Annotated in this window: 17 protein-coding genes and 1 tRNA gene; 11 read left to right on the top strand and 7 right to left on the bottom strand. The window is 62.3% G+C overall.

Going from position 1 to position 19,327, the window contains the following annotated elements; all coding sequences use genetic code 11:
- Positions 1-20: 20 nt before the first annotated feature.
- The 5 genes from CABTHER_RS08040 to CABTHER_RS08020 form a co-directional block, all read right to left on the bottom strand.
- Positions 21-3,131: a UvrD-helicase domain-containing protein gene (locus CABTHER_RS08040; protein ID WP_041569159.1), complete on the bottom strand. Its 3,111-nt coding sequence runs from the start codon at positions 3,129-3,131 to the stop codon at positions 21-23.
- Between the two features lie 133 nt (positions 3,132-3,264).
- Complete coding sequence (gene ppdK / locus CABTHER_RS08035) at positions 3,265-6,036, bottom strand: pyruvate, phosphate dikinase (RefSeq protein WP_014100122.1); 2,772 nt, start codon at positions 6,034-6,036, stop codon at positions 3,265-3,267.
- A gap of 82 nt (positions 6,037-6,118) precedes the next feature.
- Positions 6,119-6,835 (bottom strand): hypothetical protein, encoded by a 717-nt coding sequence (locus CABTHER_RS08030; RefSeq protein WP_014100121.1) that lies wholly within the window; start codon positions 6,833-6,835, stop codon positions 6,119-6,121.
- Between the two features lie 57 nt (positions 6,836-6,892).
- A complete protein-coding gene (locus tag CABTHER_RS08025) occupies positions 6,893-7,879 on the bottom strand; it encodes a beta-ketoacyl-ACP synthase III (protein ID WP_041569747.1) in 987 nt (328 codons plus the stop codon).
- Positions 7,880-7,991: 112 nt separating this feature from the next.
- Positions 7,992-8,468, bottom strand: coding sequence for an acyl-CoA thioesterase (locus tag CABTHER_RS08020; protein WP_014100119.1), 477 nt, complete (start codon positions 8,466-8,468; stop codon positions 7,992-7,994).
- A gap of 193 nt (positions 8,469-8,661) precedes the next feature.
- Here CABTHER_RS08020 and CABTHER_RS08015 point away from each other — a divergent pair, with 193 nt between their 5' ends.
- The 11 genes from CABTHER_RS08015 (at position 8,662) to CABTHER_RS07965 (ending at position 18,120) form a co-directional block, all read left to right on the top strand.
- Positions 8,662-9,027: a DUF971 domain-containing protein gene (locus CABTHER_RS08015; RefSeq protein ID WP_014100118.1), complete on the top strand. Its 366-nt coding sequence runs from the start codon at positions 8,662-8,664 to the stop codon at positions 9,025-9,027.
- 176 nt (positions 9,028-9,203) lie between these two features.
- Entirely contained in the window at positions 9,204-11,279 is a 2,076-nt protein-coding gene (locus CABTHER_RS17710) for a DnaJ domain-containing protein (protein WP_081464795.1), read from the top strand.
- A 191-nt stretch (positions 11,280-11,470) separates the two neighbouring features.
- Positions 11,471-11,547, top strand: a tRNA-His gene (locus tag CABTHER_RS08005).
- A 265-nt stretch (positions 11,548-11,812) separates the two neighbouring features.
- Complete coding sequence (locus CABTHER_RS08000; protein ID WP_187288357.1) at positions 11,813-12,238, top strand: ATP synthase F0 subunit B; 426 nt, start codon at positions 11,813-11,815, stop codon at positions 12,236-12,238.
- Positions 12,235-12,750, top strand: a complete 516-nt coding sequence (locus CABTHER_RS07995; RefSeq protein WP_014100115.1) for a F0F1 ATP synthase subunit B family protein — start codon at positions 12,235-12,237, stop codon at positions 12,748-12,750. Before CABTHER_RS08000 ends, CABTHER_RS07995 begins: the two co-directional genes overlap by 4 nt.
- 27 nt (positions 12,751-12,777) lie before the next feature.
- Positions 12,778-13,311, top strand: coding sequence for an ATP synthase F1 subunit delta (atpH, locus tag CABTHER_RS07990; RefSeq protein WP_014100114.1), 534 nt, complete (start codon positions 12,778-12,780; stop codon positions 13,309-13,311).
- Positions 13,312-13,337: 26 nt separating this feature from the next.
- Entirely contained in the window at positions 13,338-14,855 is a 1,518-nt protein-coding gene (gene atpA / locus CABTHER_RS07985) for a F0F1 ATP synthase subunit alpha (RefSeq protein WP_014100113.1), read from the top strand.
- A 40-nt stretch (positions 14,856-14,895) separates the two neighbouring features.
- Positions 14,896-15,795 (top strand): ATP synthase F1 subunit gamma, encoded by a 900-nt coding sequence (gene atpG / locus CABTHER_RS07980; protein ID WP_014100112.1) that lies wholly within the window; start codon positions 14,896-14,898, stop codon positions 15,793-15,795.
- 177 nt (positions 15,796-15,972) lie between these two features.
- Complete coding sequence (locus tag CABTHER_RS15795) at positions 15,973-16,917, top strand: Uma2 family endonuclease (RefSeq protein WP_148263985.1); 945 nt, start codon at positions 15,973-15,975, stop codon at positions 16,915-16,917.
- The gene (locus tag CABTHER_RS07970) at positions 16,907-17,089 is read left to right on the top strand and encodes a hypothetical protein (RefSeq protein WP_014100109.1); all 183 of its coding nucleotides are present in this window, start codon (positions 16,907-16,909) and stop codon (positions 17,087-17,089) included. Before CABTHER_RS15795 ends, CABTHER_RS07970 begins: the two co-directional genes overlap by 11 nt.
- Complete coding sequence (locus tag CABTHER_RS07965; protein WP_014100108.1) at positions 17,086-18,120, top strand: FecCD family ABC transporter permease; 1,035 nt, start codon at positions 17,086-17,088, stop codon at positions 18,118-18,120. Before CABTHER_RS07970 ends, CABTHER_RS07965 begins: the two co-directional genes overlap by 4 nt.
- Before the next feature lie 19 nt (positions 18,121-18,139).
- On the opposite strand, the gene CABTHER_RS07960 is transcribed toward CABTHER_RS07965, so the two are convergent.
- A complete protein-coding gene (locus tag CABTHER_RS07960) occupies positions 18,140-18,679 on the bottom strand; it encodes an acyltransferase (protein WP_014100107.1) in 540 nt (179 codons plus the stop codon).
- Positions 18,676-19,281 (bottom strand): D-sedoheptulose-7-phosphate isomerase, encoded by a 606-nt coding sequence (locus tag CABTHER_RS07955; protein ID WP_014100106.1) that lies wholly within the window; start codon positions 19,279-19,281, stop codon positions 18,676-18,678. The genes CABTHER_RS07960 and CABTHER_RS07955 overlap by 4 nt, the downstream gene beginning before the upstream one ends.
- Positions 19,282-19,327: the final 46 nt, after the last annotated feature.

The raw sequence follows: 19,327 nt of genomic DNA, 5'->3' as shown, positions 1-19,327 counted from the left end.
ACGTTTTGCAGCAGTGGATGTTACGCCATGTCAGGGGAGAGGGCGGAACCATTTTCGCCTGCCAAAACCAACTGACCAAGGTCGGCAAGGAAGCGGAGGTGGGTCCTGGAGTTCCCGTCCCTGGTTTTTGCCCACGACAAGACGGCCTGTTCCTGGGCGCGCGTCAATCCGACGTACAGCAGCCGGCGTTCTTCCTCCAACCGGTCATGGGAGTGGTTCGGGTTGGCTGCCGGTGGCGGACTGCCTGACACCGGGGAGGATTCTTCCAATGCCGGCAGCCAGACGTGGGAAAATTCCAGCCCCTTGGCGGCGTGAATGGTCATCAGCGTGACGGCCTCACAGTCGCGCCAGTGATCAGCCGCCGTCATCAGGCGGGTAAAGTCAAGCAGCGCCTGCATCCCTTCACGGGTCGGAAGGTCATCGTAGCGTTTGGCCAGGGCGGCCAACACCTCCGGCGTCTGGTGGTCTGTTTCCGGCGGGTCACTGCCGACCCTTCTTCTCCAGACAGCCGCGGCCGTGGCTGCCGCCGGCTCGGTCTCCAGGCGCGACATCAGCCAGTCATCCGTGGCTGTTTTCCACAGACTCACGCCGGCCTGAAACAGGCTGGAGGCGGCCGCTTCGGCTTCGGACATCTCCAGCAGCATCGCCAGCGCCAGGATACCCAGTGTTTCTGCGCCAAGGGTCGCAGCGCGCTGTTCCTGGTAGTCCCTCTGCATGGCCTGAAACACCGCCGCCAGCGTACGGGTGTCGTCAAGCGCGCGGTGCGCCGTGCCTATCTCGATGCCATGCGCCTGCGCCAGGTCTTCCAGACGGCAACGTTTGATGCTTGGGTGATCAGCGTAGAGCTGCCGCGCGAAAAGCAGGGTGTCAAAGAACGGGTGGTCGAATTTCAGCCCGACATCCCGGAAGCGACGCCGGAGAACCTTGAAATCAAAGGCCAGCCCGTTGTGCGCGACGAGCAAATCCTGTCCCAGAAAGGCATGCAGCGCCGGTGCGATTGCCTCGAAGGTGGGAGCGTCGGCCACCATCTCCGCGCTGATGTGGTGGGTCTTCTCGGCTTCGGCGGAGATTGGCTCCAGGGCCGGCCGGACGAGCTGGCTGTAGGCTTCCGTTTCCTGTCCCTGCCGGATGCGAATGGCGGCGACTTCCACAATGTCGCAGTGGTGGGCGTCCTTGTCCGTCGTTTCCAGGTCCACGATGGTGTAGTCCGAAAAAAGCGGTTGCAGGGTGGCGGCCAGATACGTCCGCATCAGCTTCCACAGGGTGACGAAACGGCTTGGCTGTGCGCCCCGTTCGTCCGTGGGCAGCGCGCCGGGATCAACCTGACGGCGGGCATAGGTTGCCTGCCCCGGCAGGGTTGTTGCAACGAGCAGGATGCCGTCAAACTTCCACTGCCGGGTTGCTGTCTGTTCGGCCGCGTGGTCGAGCGCCAGCAGGACAGCCTTTTCAGTTGGCATCTGGGGCGGCAGTTTGCGGCAGGCACAGATGTGAAAGGCAGCCTGCCCGGCCAGAGTATGCGTGACAAGGTACGTGGCAACTTCCTCCACGAGTGGATCGGTGGCGGCAATAACCAGCGTGCCTTTGACTTGACTGAGCCGCGCCAGCCATTTGGCGGCCGTGACCAGATCGGGCGAAGGGGCAGCCAGAGGCGGCAGGGGCGCCGTGTCGGCTTTGAGAAACGCACCCAGCGTGGCTATCCAGTGGGACAGGCACGGGGACGTATCCAGACAGGTTTTGCCAAACGCAAGCCAGCCAACGATTTTTCCGGCTGCGCGCCGCACGTCGGATTGGTCGGCTTCGAGCGCCTCCCAGAGGATGTGGCGCAGCGCCTGTTTGCCCGTTGCAGTCTGGTGCTGCTGCTCAAAGTACCGGCGGGTGGCATCGTCACAGGTCAGCCCGATGAGTTCCGCCAGGGCCAAGTCGTCGTCAGGGTTGAGAATGGCGCGCATCAGCAGCAACCACCGCTTCATCGCAGGGGCTTCAAACTGGCTCGTGCGACGTATGACCTGGCAGGGAATCCCTTTCTCCAGCAAGGCCATTTCGATCTGCTGCCCCGTGTTGTGGCGGCGGTAGAGAATGGCCATGTCCGACAGCGGGACGTTCTGTTGCCGGGCAGCGAGAATGGCCTGGGCAATCCCTTCGATTTCCTCTTCCGGGCTGTTGTAGGACAGGATTTGAACGGCTTTCCCGGCGGCGCGGTGGGCCCGTGGGGATTTGTCAAACAGGCGTGGCGCCCGCGCCATAAGGCGGTTGGCAGCTTCCACGATGTGGCCGGCACACCGGTAGTTGGTTTCGAGCCGCAGGACAGCTTCGTCCTGCCCGGCGAGGAACTCCGTAAAAAACTCGTGGATGTTTTCCGGGTGCGCCCCACGCCACGCAAAGATGGACTGGTCATCGTCAGCAACGGCAAAAACGGGAATGATGTTTTCACAGCGCTTGGTATTCAGGTCCTGCCGCAGGGCCAGACGTTTGAGGATGGTGTACTGCATGCGGTCGGTATCCTGAAACTCATCCACGAGGATGAAACGCAGTCCGGCCCGCACTTTGTCCAGAATCTCCGTCTGCTGGAGCAGCCTGTCGGTCAGAACCAGAATGTCGTCGAAGTCAATGAGGGCGTTGTGGCGCAGTCCGGCCAGGTACTGGGCAAAGAAGGGATTTTCTCTGGCCAGTGTGTCCATATCCTTGAGTTTGCCCAGCCGCTCCTGGGAAAAGTGCAGCAGGATGTTGCGGGCGTTTTGCTCTGTGATGTTGGGGCGCAGGCGCTGGAGCAGCCTGATTTGCGCGTTTTCATCGGCAATGCCGAAGTGCCGGGGGAGATCAAGGTGCGCGTGGTGCTGCCGCAGCAGGCGAATGCAGAAGCTGTGGAAGGTGCCAATCGTCAGCCGTCCGGCTTCGTCGGGGAGCAGCCAGCGCAGCCGATAGCGCATTTCCTCGGTCGCCTTGTTGGTGTAGGTCACGGCGAGGATGTTGTCCGGCGGCACACCCAGCGTTTGGATGACATAAGCGACACGGTACGCCAGCGTTCGGGTTTTGCCCGTTCCGGGACCGGCAATGACAAGGTTTGACCCGAGCGGCGCTTCGACCGCCCGCCGTTGCTCGTCACTCAGCGAAAGGCATTCCCTGGCTTCCATGGCTTTCCAGTCCACAGGTGGTTGTGTTGGGTGCTTGGGCAGGTCGGTGCGGCTGCCGGGCCGGCAGGCTGCCCGCCCTGCCAGGGCTGTCCGTGCCAGGCCGTGGTGGGCAGCCTGTCCGCCGGAAAGTCGTTCACTGGCTGCGCTGGCGCAGAGCTGCCTGGGCCGCCGCCAAACGGGCAATCGGAACGCGGTAGGGCGAACAGCTCACGTAGTCAAAACCCAGTTCGTGACAGAACGCCACCGACGACGGCTCACCGCCATGCTCACCACAGATACCGACTTTGAGCGTCGGACGCGCGGCGCGCCCCTTTTGGGTGCCGATGCGGAGCAACTCGCCCACGCCTTCCCGGTCAAGGACCTGGAAGGGATCGTCGGCGAGGATTTTCCGCTCAACGTACATCGGCAGGAACGTTCCGGCATCATCCCGTGAGAAACCAAACGTTGTTTGGGTCAGGTCGTTGGTGCCGAAGCTGAAAAACTCCGCGACGGTGGCAATTTTGTCGGCCGTCAGAGCCGCCCGTGGCAGTTCAATCATCGTGCCGACCAGATAGGTGAAGGTGACGCCGGTCGCCTGCTGAACTTCGTCGGCCACGCGGCGGATGATGCTTTCCTGGGCGCGCAGTTCGTTGACATCGCCGACCAGCGGCACCATGACTTCGGGCAGAACCGTGATGCCACGCCGGGTGACTTCGACGGCGGCTTCAAAAATGGCCCGCGCCTGCATTTCGGTAATCTCCGGGTAGGCAATCCCCAGCCGGCAGCCGCGATGACCGAGCATCGGGTTGTGTTCACGGAGCGCCATCACCCGGGCCCGCACATCCGCCACCGGCAGGCTGAGTTTCCCGGCCAGCGCTTCGATTTCTTCATCCGTGTGCGGCAGAAACTCGTGCAGCGGCGGGTCGAGCAGGCGAATGGTGACGGGAAGGCCGTCCATGGCTTCAAAAATGCCCACGAAATCCGCCCGCTGCATGGGAAGCAGGGCTTCGAGTGCGCCCTTGAACAGCCGGGCCGGGGCTTCCAGTTCCGCTTCGAGTGCTGCACGCTCGGCTTCCAGCGCCGCGACTTTCTCAGCGTCGCCTTTGAGGCGTTCGAGGTCGGCGTTGACTTTGCCCAAGGCAGCGGTCAGCCGTTGGTAGGCCCCAGAAACCATGATCATCTGCCGGACAGTATCAATGCGGTCGCCTTCAAAGAACATGTGTTCGGTACGGCATAGTCCGATCCCTTCGGCTCCGAAACGCCGCGCCACCTGTGCGTCATGAGGTGTGTCGGCGTTTGTGCGTACGCGCATCTGACGCGCGTCATCCACCCAGCGCATGAAGGTTTCGAAGTCGGCTCCGGTTTCCGGTTCGACCAGTGGCAGGTCGCCGAGCAGAATCCGTCCCGTCGTGCCGTCCAACGTGATGAAGTCGCCTTCCCTGAGGGTCCGCCCGCCGAGGTGCATGCCTTCGGCATCGAGTCGGAGGTCGCTGCATCCGGCAATGCACGGCTTGCCCATGCCGCGCGCCACAACGGCCGCATGCGAGGTCAAACCGCCGCGCGCCGTGAGGATGCCTTGGGCGGCGACCATGCCGTGGAAGTCTTCGGGGGAGGTTTCCGTACGGATGAGGATCACCCGTTCGCCACCCTGCGCCCGTTTTTCAGCCACGTCCGGGTCAAACACAACCGCGCCGGCTGCTGCGCCAGGGCTGGCCGGCAGCCCTTTGCCAAGGACGGTTGTCTCCGCTTTCGGATCCACCATGGGGTGGAGCAACTGGTCGAGGTGGTATGGCTCGACACGCAAAATCGCCTCTTCGCGTGAAATGATCCCTTCCTTGACCAGATCAACGGCAATCCTGACGGCTGCCGCGCCGGTGCGTTTGGCGTTGCGCGTCTGGAGCATCCACAGCTTTCCGCGCTCGATGGTGAATTCCAGGTCCTGCACATCGCGGTAGTGCCGTTCAAGGCGGGCGGCCACTTCGCGGAACTGCTCATAGACGGCGGGCATCCGTTCACGGAGGGCATCGAGTTTTTCCGGCGTACGGATACCGGCAACGACGTCTTCACCCTGGGCATTGGGGAGGTATTCGCCAAACAGGACGGGTTCGCCCGTGGCCGGGTTGCGCGTGAAGGCCACACCGGTGCCGGAATCTTCGCCCATGTTGCCAAAGACCATGGCGACGACATTGACGGCCGTGCCGAGGTCGTCCGGGATTTTGTTCAGCCGGCGATAGTCCACGGCACGCTTGCCGTACCACGAGTTGAAAACGGCGCAGATGGCCAGGCGGAGCTGTTCGTAGGGGTCAGCCGGAAACGGCTGGCCGGTTTCCCGCTCGACGATGGCTTCAAACTGCGTCACGAGGTTTTGCAGGTCGGCAGCGGTCAGTTCGGTGTCGAGGCGGACACCACGCCCGGCTTTCATAGCCTCCAGCGCGTGGTCAAAGCGTTCACCGGGGACGCCCAGGACGATCCGGCCGAACATCTGGATGAACCGCCGGTGAGCGTCGCGGGCGAAGCGTTCGTTGCCGGTCTGGGCAATGAGACCCTGGACGGTCGTGTGATTGAGACCCAGGTTGAGAACGGTATCCATCATCCCCGGCATGGAAAACTTGGCGCCGGAGCGCACCGACACCAGCAGCGGATTGGAGGCATCGCCAAACCGTTTTCCGACGGCAGCTTCGACTTCGCGCAGAGCGGACAGGACTTCTTCCCAGACATCGGCCGGAAGCTGGTTGCCGGCGGCATAGTAGCGTTGGCAGACGGCTGTCGTGATGGTGAAGCCCGGTGGCACGGGCAACCCCGCCAGGGTCATTTCGGCGAGTCCGGCGCCTTTGCCCCCCAGCAGGTCTTTCATGGTGCCGTTGCCATCGGCCTGACCGGCGATGAAGCGATAGACGTTTTTGTGCGGTGCAGTGTGGGGTGTCATCAGAAAACCTCGTCAGGGATGCAAGTTCGTGAGAATGCCTCGGTGGGCGCGCGTGGTGAAAGAGGCGAGCTGCGCCCTGTCATCAAAACTTGTACTTGGCAAGCCCGCAACTGTCGAGCAGCCCCTGGACGTACTTGGCCTGGCCGTCGAAGTAATCCCGGCTGCGGGCATATTCGCCGCCTTTGAGCAGTGGGTTGAGAGCCGTGCCTTCCAGCAGCGCCTGGCGGTCCAGTCCATCGGCGATACACCACAGGGCGAGCTGAACTGGGGTGAGGTCAAGTTTTTGCGGCGGCAGCCCGGAACCCGGCGGCGGTGGCGGCGGTTCGGGAGGGCGATTGGCAGCAAAACATGTCACGAACGTGTAGGCGTCGCCTTCGAGCAGGTTGCCGAGATCATAGACTGTTTCGCGCGTCATGGAGAGTTTGCGGCGGGAAAGGGAAAACACCTCGATCTCGCGCTGGGCGACCTGCCCCACGTCAAGCGCAATTTCCTCCCGACTGGTCACAACCAGGTCTGTCGTCTCTGGACTCCGGCTGCGCAGCAACTGTCCTGGCTCAAGCGTCACGAGGATGGGCTTGTTGCCTGTGTTGCGCAGTGAGATTTCGACGATGCGCCCGAAAAACGGATGTTCGGGCTGCCGTGCCATACCGAGCCGTTCAAGGCGCACTTCGCCACGCGCGATACGCTCTGCCAGCGCCGTCCGGAGGTGGCCTTCATGGGGGTGGCTGGGGGTGGGCTGACAGGCTGCGCCCAGCAGTCCCAGCAGCACGAGCAGGGACGTACCCCACACGCTGCCCACACTTCTGTGCCGATACCATTTCATCCACATCTGACTCGGTGGCTATCGCCCTGCAAGTTACCAGCGCAAGGCCATGGCCCCCCAGGTGACGCCAGCGCCAAAGGAGGCAAAGACCAGCAGGTTCCCCGGTTTGACCCGCCCGGCCTGGACACATTCATCCAGCGCAATCGGGATGGATGCTGAGGATGTATTGCCGGTGCGGGCGATGTTGGCGTAGATGCGCGCCGGGTCAATGTTCAGTCGTTCAGCCACGGCATCCGTAATCCGTTGGTTCGCCTGATGGGGAATAAACAGGTCCACATCATGGGGGGTCAGACGCAGTTCGTCCAGAATTTGCGCCACAGTGTCCGCCATGCTGCGCACGGCAACTTTGAAAAGCTCGTTGCCACGCATTTTGATGTAGTGCAAACGCTGTTCGACAGTTTCCAGACTGGCCGGATGGCGTGTGCCGCCGCCGGGTGTGTAGAGCAGGTCAGCATAGGTGCCATCGCTCAGAATGCGGTGCGTCAGAATCCCTCGCCCGGTCTCAACCGGGCCGACAACGGCTGCCCCGGCTCCATCACCGAAAATGACGCAGGTGGCGCGGTCGGTGTAGTCCACAAAGCGGGAGAGCAGTTCTGCGCCGATGACCAGAATGTAGCGGCAGTGGCCAGCTTCAATGAAGGCGCGGGCCGTGGCCAGTCCATAGACAAAGCCGGAGCAGGCGGCCACCAGGTCATAGGCGGCGGCCCGCTTGGCTCCAAGCCGGGCCTGGATGATGCAGGCCGTCGAAGGCAGCATCATATCGGGACAGACCGTGGCGCAAATGATGAGATCAATGTCAGTAGGCGTGAGTCCGGCGGCCTGGAGAGCGCGTTCAGCCGCCAGTGTGGCGAATTGCGAGGTTGTTTCGTCCGGGGCGGCAATACGGCGTTCGCGGATGCCGGTTCGTGACACGATCCAGTCATCGCTCGTTTCAACCATCTTTTCGAGATCGGCATTCGTCAGGGTTCGTTCCGGCAGGGCGTGTCCCGTTCCCAGGATTCCAGCAGCTTGGGTAGGCATGGTTGACTCCAGTTCGTAGTGGGTAGCTCCAGTCTTGAGAAATTGCAGTGGGGAAATCCGGCCCCGGCGCTTCCAGGAAGCGTCGGCATAGCCGCCGCGCGCCATGTCCCCATTACATCGGAAGCACCGGAGGGGCTGCCGGGTCAAACCCTTCCAGGGCAATGATAGCTGCCCGAACCTCCGCCGGCAGAGGCACTTTCTGCTGCTTTCGGTAATCGTAGGACACAATAAGGCCGTCGCCTTGGGCGGCCACCTTGCCGTGGCGATGGCTGATGACTGTAAAGCGCATGACGAAGCGATCCTCACCCAGTCCGGTGACGCCCGTCCCGACGGAAACCGTGTCGGGATAGGTCAACGGAAACCGGAAACGGCACTGGGCATGGGCCAGGATGGGCCCGATGCTGTGGGGAAAGTCGAGTCCGAAGGCAATACGTTCAAAGTAGGCAATCCGTGCACTCTCAAAGTAGCGAAAGTACACCGTGTTGTTGACGTGCTGCGCGGCGTCCATATCGCCCCAGGCCACCGGGCAGGTAATGACCAGGGAATGGCCTTCCAGGCCTTCCAGCGAAGAGGGAGTGGCAGATACCATAGCAAAAACAGCCTCAGTCACAGGTTGTTTCCCAGCCGGCCGACCCGTCTGATACCGTCCGTCTGGTGAAAGAGCGCAAAGACAGGTAGCGTCAAGTTGTGGGTGCAACGTATCGTAATACAGCCTGAAATACCACTCCCGGCACAGGGTTTTTGGCCGAGCCGGGTTGTGTTCCGGTGGTGCCTGGGCGTCCATGGCGGAACTGTTACCACGCGCCGTCAACGTGAATCGAACTGAAGGGAGCCTGTCGGTTGTCTGGCCGGATGGCACGACCACGACCGTACCACTGATGGAACTGCGGCAGGCTTGCCCCTGTGCCACCTGCGCCGAGGCCCGTGGAGAGAACCCGCATCCGGGCTTGCTTGAAGCTCCGTCGCCGGTCAAATCCCGGTCGCGCGGTCTGCCACTGTTGGGTGACGTGCGGAAGTTCCAGATCAGTGGTCTGCACCACGTCGGGCGCTATGCCCTCGGCGTGACCTGGGGCGATAATCACCAGAGCATCTATTCGTGGGCCTTTCTGGCCGAAAGGCGCCGGCCCGACGCTCCGCCGGCGGTTTGAAGCCCTTCCCGGCACAGCCGTCCGATTCCGTCCAAAGTGACGGCGGCTGAGCTGCCAGGCCAGGGTGGGCTTGTCAAAATGCAGAAAACTGGGAAATACTGTCATCCATCACGACCATTGCTGCCGGATTCTTGGTGCAATGCCCCGCACATGTTCGTATCCTGGGAGTCGTTTGCATGACACAGCGACTCGAAGACACCTGTGTTCCACGTCTTATTGGCGCCTGCCACCAACGGCGATTGAGCGGAACGTTGACGTTGAGGCAGCCGCAGGTGGTGCGTCATGTGTACTTTGAGCAGGGTGCGGTGGTTTACGCCGCCAGCGAAGTTGTCACCGAACGCTTCGGCGAACGGTTGTGCATGTTGGGTTGTATTTCTCCTGAACAGCTTGCGCAGGCGATGCTGGAAACCAAAAAGGGGAAACGCCTTGGGGCCTGTCTGGTGGAGCTGGGCTATCTGACCGCCGCCGACCTGCAAGCCATGCTGACCGGCCACGTCACCTATCTGGTGCACTCGCTTTTCCCATGGACGACCGGTGAGTATCAGTTTCAGCCCCAGAAGGTGCATGTGGATGGCTTTCAGCAGCCCCTGTCACCGGTGAGCCTCATCTTCGATGGCATTCGGAACCTGCCCGATCTCGGACTGATCCGACGGTGGCTGGGTTCGCCCCAGCGGGTCCTTCAGCCGGTTGTGGCCGGGCAGGTCAACGTTCCGGGACTGACACTCACTTCGGAAGAGGCATTTGTGCTCTCCCGGCTCGATGCGCCCCTTCGGATCGAGGAGGTCTGCCGGACAGTGCCCCTGCCCGAAGAGCAGGTCTTACGCGCGCTGTGCGCCTTCACGATGACCGGCATCGTGAGTTTTGCTGATCCCGACCCGCTGCCGGTCATTGAAGCAAACGTCAAGGGCGCAGCGGCTTCATCGGCAAAGGCATCTGCCGGGATTGATGCCCGGCAGGCGGCCGAACTGTGCTTCGAGCTGGAAGAGAAGCTGCGGGTTGTGGATGGTGGGGGAAGCCACTACCAAATCCTGGGCATCAATCGGCGTTTCACCCCGGAAGAACTCAAAAAAGCCTATCGGGAGCTGGCCAAGAAGTTCCATCCCGATCGCCATTCCCAACTGGCTGCGTTTGATTTTCAGGTCAAGGCGGAACTGGAACGTGTGTTCATCGCCGTGCAGCAGGCCTATGACGTGCTGAGCGATGAGGAAAAACGGCGCAAGTATGATCTGACCCTGGCAAGTCACCACTCCCGTTCAACGCCGCCGGGAGGCCGCTTCTCTACCGGCTCCTATCCAGCCGCACGTCCCACGCCGCCCAGCCCGCCGCCGGTTGCCGGACGGTCCTCGCCGCCTGCTGGGAACGTGCCGAAGCCACCGGTCATGCCGCCCCGGCCGCCTGTGCCGCCTGCCCGACCAGCCCCGACAGCAGAGGCGTCACGTCCGCCAGTGTCATCTGCTGCCGCCCCACCCAAACCACCGGCCAACAGTTCATTTCCGACGCCGCCCATCCTGCGGCGGCCGACGGTCTCTGCGCCAGCCTCGAACACGCCGGGTTCAGGTACGCCCGCAAGCACGCCCACGGAAGCCCCCAGTGCGAAGGCACCAAATTCTGCGCCAAACTCTGCACCAAACGTGGAAGCCCAGTGCCCGCCTGTCCCGACTCCTCCTGCGCCGCCGGTGTCCCCCAACGGGACTCTGCCGCCGACAGCATCGCCGCCCCAGAGGTTGACCGGAGCGTATCCCAAAGCGCCCAGTCGCCCGGCTGAGCCGCCGATTCCAGCCTCCGAACTGTATCTGCGGACGGTCGAATACATGGGCAATGGTGATGTCGAGCGGGCCTATCAATCCATTCGCCGGGCCGTTGAGCAGCGACCCAACAATGCCGACTACCATGCCTTGATGGCGCGGGTTTTGCTCCGCATGCCGGGGCGGAACAAAGAGGCGGAAAAGTCCTTTCTCACGGCAATTGATCTGTGCCGTGACCCGGACGAGGTGGCGGAGTTGCTGATGGAGTTATCCGATCTCTACCTCAAGTTCGGACTTGAATCCCGCGCCGTGGAATGTCTCGAACGGGGTCTGGAACTGTCCCCAGATCACGAAGAACTCATGAAACGTCGCCAGGCCATCGGCGCCAAGCAGAAAACGACACCCCGGTTGACCGGCAGCCTCCGGGTGGCCACCGGCAGGCGCCTTCAGGCCTTGGTGGGAAAGGTGTTCGGGTTGGACGACCCGGAGGGCAACAAGTCCGGCTAGGGCAGGCCCCTGACCTTGGTACTGGCAGCGCCCGTGGCTGCCAGGCGGTGATTTTCAGCGGCCCTTACGGTTGGGCCGTGCAGGAAACGGCCCAGTGTTTTGGACCTTCCCCGCAAGGGGTAGATTGCGCCAAAAGAGATACGGTTGCGTTGGCGCGGCACGCTGGCTATCATTGATAACTTCGCTTTGCGGCGGGTGTAGCTCAGTTGGTTAGAGCGCTTGATTGTGGCTCAAGAGGTCGTGGGTTCGAATCCCATCGCTCGCCCCACCAGCTTTCTTCTCCCAACTTGTGTGTCAGCAGTCCAAAACCGGCGTGGCGGGGAAAGCCTGCCTGCTGTCTGCCGGGCTGGGAGTCCGGCCGTGGTTTCGTGGTTGACAGTGACGGTAGCCACGAGTAACTTGGCAGCTTGCTTTTTTAAACCACTGTCCGGCATTACGGGGCCCTGCTGCCTGGTTTCACTTTCATTATGATTGCGTCGTTATGGGGTGCCAGTGGAATGGAAGTTGGCTGCTTCTTTGCCGCAGGAAGCAATTTGCTGACACCTGACTGGTCACTTTTTGTCACCGTGGGGGTCTTCCTGCTGGTGGCCTATCTGCTCAATACCTTGGTCTTCAAACCGGTTCTGGCCGTCCTCGATGAGCGCGCGCGTCTGACGAGCGGGTTTCGTCAGCAGCTTGAGGGGTATGACGAGCGCCTGGCCGAATACGAAGCTGCGCTGCGTGCGGGGCGGGTGGCGGCAGCCAAGCTCATTGAGGAACGGCGTGCAGAAGCGCTTCAGCGGCGCAACGAGCTGATTGAATCCGCCAAGCAGTCCGCCGCGGCCGAGGTTGCTGCGGCAACCCAGGCACTTGAGGCGCAGGTGGCGGCGGTGAAGCAAACCCTGACCCGTGATGCTGAGTATCTGGCGGCCTCGATTGCCAGTACGGTTCTGGGGCGTCAGATTGGAACACCGTCATGACCATGACGCTTTTGGTGTCACCGTTTTTGGCCGCCGGGATTCCTTTGTGGGCCAAGTTCCTCAACTTCACGATTTACGCCGCTTTGCTGGCCTGGCTGCTGGCCAAGCCGATAACGGAAGGCCTGCGCAAACGGGCGCAGAACATCCGGGACGCCCTTGACCAGGCCGGCCAGGAGCGACGGCTGGCCGAAACCAAGCTGCGGGAACTGGAAGAGCGTTTTGCCCGGCTTGAATCAGAACTGGCGGCCATCCGCCAGCAGGCTGAACAGGAGGCCCAGGCGGAGTACCAGCGGATTGTGGCGGCGGCCGAAGCGGATGCCGCCCGTTTCCGGCGCCTGGCCCGGATGGAGATTGAGGGGGCGAGTCAATCGGCGCGGCTGGAACTGCAAGCCTTTGCTGCGTCAAAGGCCGTGGAGCTGGCCGAGGCGCTGATTCGGCGGGAGTTATCGGCAGCGGACCAGGCGCGGCTTGTGGCAAGCTATGCCGCCCAGCTCGAAAAACAGCGTGCCTGATGGGAAGGATGTGGTACTGACTGCCGTATGAGTTCACTTGCCAATCGCTATGCCCGCGCCCTGGCCGATGCCGCCGGGGACGATTTTGCAACCGTTGCGGACGAACTCAAAGCCTTTCACAAGTTGGTCACAACACACGACGAACTGGGAGAGGTGTTTGCCAATCCCACGATTCCGCTGGCGCAGAAGGAAGGCTTGCTGCGTGCTCTGGGCGAGCGTCTGCGGCTGCATCCGATTACGGCCAACTTTCTTGGCGTGGTGCTCCGCAACCAGCGGATGTCCCGACTGGAGGACATCCAGACGGCTGTCGAAGCGCTCATGGATGCCCGCCGGGGGATTGTGCCGGTCGAAGTCACCACGGCTATTCCGCTGGGGGTCAGTGAGCGGCGGCTGCTGGAACGCCGCCTGAAGGAAGTCGTCGGCGCCGACATCCGTCTGACCTACAAGGAATCCCCCGACCTGATTGGTGGCATTGTGGCCCGGGTGGGAAGCACCTACTACGATGGTTCGATCCGCACCCAACTGGCTGAACTTCGGGAGCGACTTACCCGGCGCTACTAACCAGCCGGACTGTTTCGAGGAATGACATGGAAGCCATTCGTGCTGATGAAATCAGTCAACTCATTCGTGAACAAATCGAAAACTTTCAAGCTGGCGTCACCGTCGCCGAAGTCGGGACGGTCATCAAGGTGGGCGACGGCATTGCGGAAATCCACGGTCTGGACAAGGTCATGGCCGGGGAACTGCTCGATCTGCCGCATGGCGTCAAGGGCATTGCCCTCAACCTTGAGGAAGACAAGGTCGGTGCCGTGCTGTTTGGGGAATACCACGCCATCAAGCAGGGCGATCTGGTCAAGCGCACCAAGCGCATCATGTCCGTCCCGGTCGGCAAAGGCTTTCTGGGGCGGGTGGTCAATGCCTTGGGTGAGCCTATTGACGGACGCGGCCCCATTGCCAACGACGGCTTCAATCCGGTGGAGCGCATTGCGCCGGGCATCGTCGAGCGCAAGTCGGTCAAGGAGCCGATGATGACCGGCATCAAGGCCATTGACGCCATGATTCCAATTGGCCGCGGGCAGCGGGAACTCATCATCGGCGACCGGCAGACGGGCAAGACCACGATTGCCATTGACACCATCATCAACTCGAAGGGCAAGGACCTGATCTGCATTTACGTGGCCATTGGCCAGCGCAAAGGTTCGATTGCCCAGCTTGTCAAGCGTCTCGAAGAGTATGACGCCATGGATTACACGATTGTGGTCTCGGCGTCGTCTTCCGATCCGGCGGCGATGCAGTACATTGCCCCGTATGCTGGAACGGCCATGGGTGAGTACTTCATGGACCGTGGACAGCACGTGCTGTGCATTTACGATGACCTGTCGAAGCACGCTGTGGCCTACCGTGAAATTTCGCTGTTGTTGCGGCGTCCGCCCGGACGTGAAGCCTATCCGGGGGATGTCTTCTATCTCCACTCGCGGTTGCTTGAACGGGCGGCCAAGTATGACGACAAGCGTGGCGGCGGCTCCCTGACGGCGCTGCCCGTGATCGAAACCCAGGCCGGAGACATCTCGGCCTACATTCCGACCAACGTGATTTCCATTACGGATGGTCAGATTTTTCTGGAAACGGACTTGTTCAATGCCGGCATCCGCCCGGCCATCAACGTCGGCAACTCCGTTTCGCGGGTGGGCAGTTCGGCGCAAACGAAAGCCATGAAGCAGGTTGCCGGGACGCTGCGGCTGGAGTTGGCGCAATACCGGGAGCTGGCGGCCTTTGCGCAGTTTGGTTCTGACCTGGACAAAGCCACACAACGCCTGCTGGCACGTGGGCAGCGCCTGACGGAAATTCTCAAGCAGGGGCAGTATTCTCCGATGCCGCTCGAAGAACAGGTGTTTGTCATCTGGGCTGCGACGAACGGGTATGTGGATGACATCCCGGTGTCGGAAGTCCGCCGTTTTGAAGCGGAGTTGTTGGCTTATCTCAAAAACAATCACGCAACGCTGCTCAACGACATTGCTACGAAAAAGGAACTGACCGACGACATCAAATCCAGAATGAAGGCGGCGACGGATGCCTTCAAGCAGACGTTCATTGTCCGCGCCTGAAGCCGGGGACTGACGACCAGCCGCTCCGTGAGAGGTTTCCATGCCGAACCTGCAAGGTGTTCGACGGCGGATCAAGGCCGTCAAAAACATGCGCCAGATCACGAAGTCCTACAAACTTGTCTCGGCGTCCAAGCTCCGCCGGGCGCAGGAGCGGGTGACGGCGAGCCGTCCCTACGCCCGCAAAATGCAGGAAGTCCTGCGCAACCTTGTGGCGGCTGCGCCGGACTTCACAAGTCCGCTGATGGAGGAACGGACGGGCAACCGGACTCTGCTGGTGCTGATGACGGCAGACAAGGGCCTGTGTGGTGCTTTCAATGCCAACCTCATTCGCGCTGTCCAGCAGTACCTGACGGACCATCCCAACGAGCGGGTGGAACTTGTCGTCATAGGGCGCAAGGGGCGGGACTTTTTCCGGCGGCGCAACATTCCCATCCGCAAGGAATATGTCAACGTTACGTCGAAGACGTTTGGCTATGAGGTCGCCGTCGAAATTGCCCAGGACATCCTCAATATCTACGAGGGAGTGGCGACGGAGGAGGAAACCCTTGCCGTACGTCCCGACCGGGTGTGCCTGGTCTATGCTGAGTTCCGGTCGGCAATTTCCCAGATTGTCCGCATCGAACAGCTTTTGCCAGTCGGCAGACAGGCCGGCAATGAAGTGGGGCCGGCAGTGATGACTGCGCCCCCGGATTACATTTACGAACAGCCTCCGGCGGAAATTCTGGGGCGCCTGCTGCCACGCTTCATTGAAACGTCTGTTTTCCAGGCCCTGCTGGAGTCGGTGGCTTCCGAGCATGGGGCACGTATGGCGGCCATGGACACCGCGAGCCGGAACGCCGGTGAAGTCATTGCCCATCTGACCCTGACCATGAACCGCATCCGCCAGGCGGCGATTACGAACGAAATCATTGAAGTCGTCAGTGGCGCGGCGGCCCTGTAATCTGGGGCTGCCGGGTCATCTGCCCAAAGTCTGAAGTAGTGAGGACTTGCAAGCCGGGGCCTGAGCGTCGCCCGTCCGGGCGCCGGGTGGGCGGGGCTTTGAATACTTGCCTTGGTTTGTCCGGTTGTTCACACTGCCGTCACAGCCTTCATCCTGCTGCCGGGAGGCACGCCCGCCATGTCTTCGCCTTCGACTGTGACGCCGCCGGCGACGCCCATGACCATCGAGGAATTCCTCGTCTATGCCGAGCGGGATGGCTTCTTTGAACTTGTGCGGGGGGTTCCCGTCGAAGTGGCGCCACCGGGTTTCAAACATCAGCTCATTGAACAGGCTCTGCTGGTGTATTTGATGCGGGCCATTGCCGAGCGCAACCTGCCCTACATCGCCATGCTGGAAACGGGTGTCCAGACCGAACCGCTGACCGTGCGGGTGCCTGACCTTCTGGTGTGTCGGGAGCAGACGGCAGAAAGCAAGCTGGCCGCATACAGAGCCACGCAGCAGGACGATGTTTTGCGGTTGAACGATGATGTCCTGCTGGCTATTGAAGTTGCGAGCAAGAACTGGCGTCAGGATTACGGTGTGAAGCGGCAGGAATACGCCCGGCGCGGCATTGGCGAGTATGTGATTGTGGATGAGAAGCGCAAACAGGTGATTGTCAACCGCGACCCGGACGTGGAGCAGGGCCGGTACCGGGAGGAAAAGGTCTATGTCCCGGGCACGGTCTTTGAGCTTGCCGCACTCGGAGGGTATCCGTTGGAGACATCAGTCGTTCTGACACCAATCTGGACCAGTGAGGCCATTCGGCAGGAGATCGCGCGCCTTGAAGCCGAGCAGCAGGCACGATTGGAAGCTGAAGCCCGCGTGAAGGAAGCTGAGGCCGCGGCCGCCGCCGAGCAGCGGGCACGGTTGGAAGCTGAAGCCCGTGCGAAGGAAGCCGAAGCCCGTGCGAAGGAAGCCGAAGCCCAGGCCGCCGCTGAGCAGCAGGCACGATTGGAAGCTGAAGCTCGTGCGAAGGAAGCCGAAGCCCGTGCTGCGGCCGAACAACAGGCCAGGGCCGCCCTGCTCGATGAACTGGCGCGGTTGCGCACCCGCCTGGGGCAACAGACAGACGATGCTTCCTGATCACGCACCCGACCGGAAGGCGTGGTTGCCCGGTGCGTTGCCGTCGAAAAAACAGCAGCCGCCGGAAACATCCCCGCCGTCGCGCTGGTGGCCGGTCTATACGGCTACGTTGCTCTATGTTGCCGTTGTGATCCTGCTGCTGGACTGGCTGACGCGCCACTTTCGTCCATGACGCGCCGTTTGCTTCCGTCACCTGCCCTGTTTTTCGCTCTGGCGCTGGGGCTGCTGGCCACCGCCGTGGTATTGGCCGTGGCCATCGGAAGCGTCACGCTCCCGCCAGCGACGGTCGTTTCGGTTCTGGCTGCTAGGGCGTTTCCGTGGCTCGATTGGCCACGCTTCACGCCCACGGAAGAAGCCATTGTCTGGGCGCTGCGGTTGCCACGGGTACTCGTGGCAGCCCTGGTCGGTGCAGCGCTGGCTGTGGCCGGAGTGCAGATGCAGGGGTTGTTTCGCAATCCGCTGGCGTCGCCGGACATCATCGGCACGAGCGCGGGAGGCGCGCTGGGGGCCGTTATGGCCATTTCAGCCGGACTCGCAGCCGTTTCGCCGCTCTACATTCCAGCCTTCTCTTTCGTCGGAAGCGCCCTGGCGCTGGTGGCCGTCTATGGTCTGACCGTCCGGGCCGGGCGCGTGCCCGTCACCACGCTTCTGCTGGCGGGAGTGGCCATCGGGGCGCTGTGCGGCGCGTTCACGGCGCTGCTCGTTTCACTCGCATGGAAACGGTGGGAAGTCGCCCAGGAAATTTCCTTCTGGCTGATGGGCGGATTTGACAGCCGGACATGGCTGCACGTGCGGCTGCTCGCGCCCTGTTTCCTGCTGGGAGCCGGGGTGGCGCTGGCCTATGCCGCCGAACTCGATGTGATGTCGCTTGGTGAGGAAGATGCCCGGGCGCTGGGCGTGGAAACCCGGCGGACGACGTGGATCATCCTGCTGTCGGCGGCGCTGCTGACCGGAGCCGCCGTGGCCGTGGGCGGGATCATCGGGTTTGTGGGCTTGATCGTGCCCCACGCCGTCCGCCTGCTCGTCGGCCCCCGGCACCGGGTGCTGATTCCGGCCTGTGCGCTGGTGGGGGCGGCGTTTCTGGTGGGTGCAGACCTGCTGGCGCGGACGGTCAATCGCCCCGAAGAAATCCGGTTGGGGATCATCACGGCCCTGATCGGCGCGCCGTACTTTCTGCGGCTGTTGCTGCGGCCCGGCCCCTGAGCCTGAAGCCTGCAAGCTTTCAGATGAGAAAAGGCGCGTAGTCAAGCCGGTAGCGCAGATTGGTCTCCCGCGTGCCGATGGGACGGGCCGGAACGCCGCCAACGATGGTGTAGGGCGGTACGTCCTGCGTGACGACTGCGCCGGCGGCCACCACAGCCCCTTCGCCAAGGGTGACACCGGGCATGACAATGGCGCGGTAAGCAATCCATACCCGGTCGCCAATGATGACCTCACCGCCCTGATCGGCAAAATCCGGCGACTGGGGATCGTGGCCAAGGGTGAGAATGGTGGCTTCCGGGCCGATGGAAACATCGCTGCCCGTCCGAATGGCGTAGCGCCGGCCGTCAAACAGACAGCCGAAGTTGATCGCATTGCGCGGGCCGAAGAACACCTTGCGGCCGTTGAGAAACCGGCAGCCCATCTGAACCCACGTCTGCGTACCACATGCGCCCAGATAGGCCCGCAGATAAGCCCGGCGGACGTAATGCGAAGGGCAATGCGTCAGCCAGTGATTGTAGGCGTAACTGAGCAGGCTTCCGGCCAGCACGCGCGGCGTCATCGCTCAACCTCGCCCAAGGTACGTTCCGCCACGTCGCACAGAATATGCCCGATGAGGATGTGCATTTCCTGAATGCGCGGCGTCGCCTCGGAAGGGACGCATAAGCACAGGTCGCACAGGGGGCGCAGCCTGCCGCCGGTACGTCCGGTCAGTCCGGCCACCATCAGTCCCTGCTGCCGGGCCGCTTCGGCTGCACGGAGCACACTGGGGCTGTTGCCGCTGGTGGAAATCGCTATGAGCAGGTCGCCCGGACGCCCCAGCGCCAGCACCTGCCGGGCAAAGACTTCCATATAGCCGATGTCGTTGGCTACGGCGGTCAGGATCGAAGTGTCCGTCGTCAGCGCCAGGGCTGGAAACGGCCGGCGGTCACAGAGAAAGCGTCCGACGAGTTCGGCGGCCAGGTGTTGGGCATCGGCAGCCGAACCGCCGTTGCCGCATAGCAGAACGCGCCCATCGCGGCGGAGGGTCTCCACCAGCCGGGTGGCCAACTCCGCAATCGTGGGCAGGAGTGGCGGCAGTGCGGCGGCAACTTCCGCGTGTTCACGCAAAGCCGCCGCCGCAATCTCGGTTGGCAGGAGGGGTGGCTGGGGAGAGGACGCCATAGGACAATCTGCACATCAACAACCCGGACGCTAGCAGGAACGCCAA

It is taken from the genome of Chloracidobacterium thermophilum B (assembly GCF_000226295.1).
GTDB lineage: Bacteria > Acidobacteriota > Blastocatellia > Chloracidobacteriales > Chloracidobacteriaceae > Chloracidobacterium > Chloracidobacterium thermophilum.
This window is presented reverse-complemented; position numbering and strand designations above follow the sequence as displayed.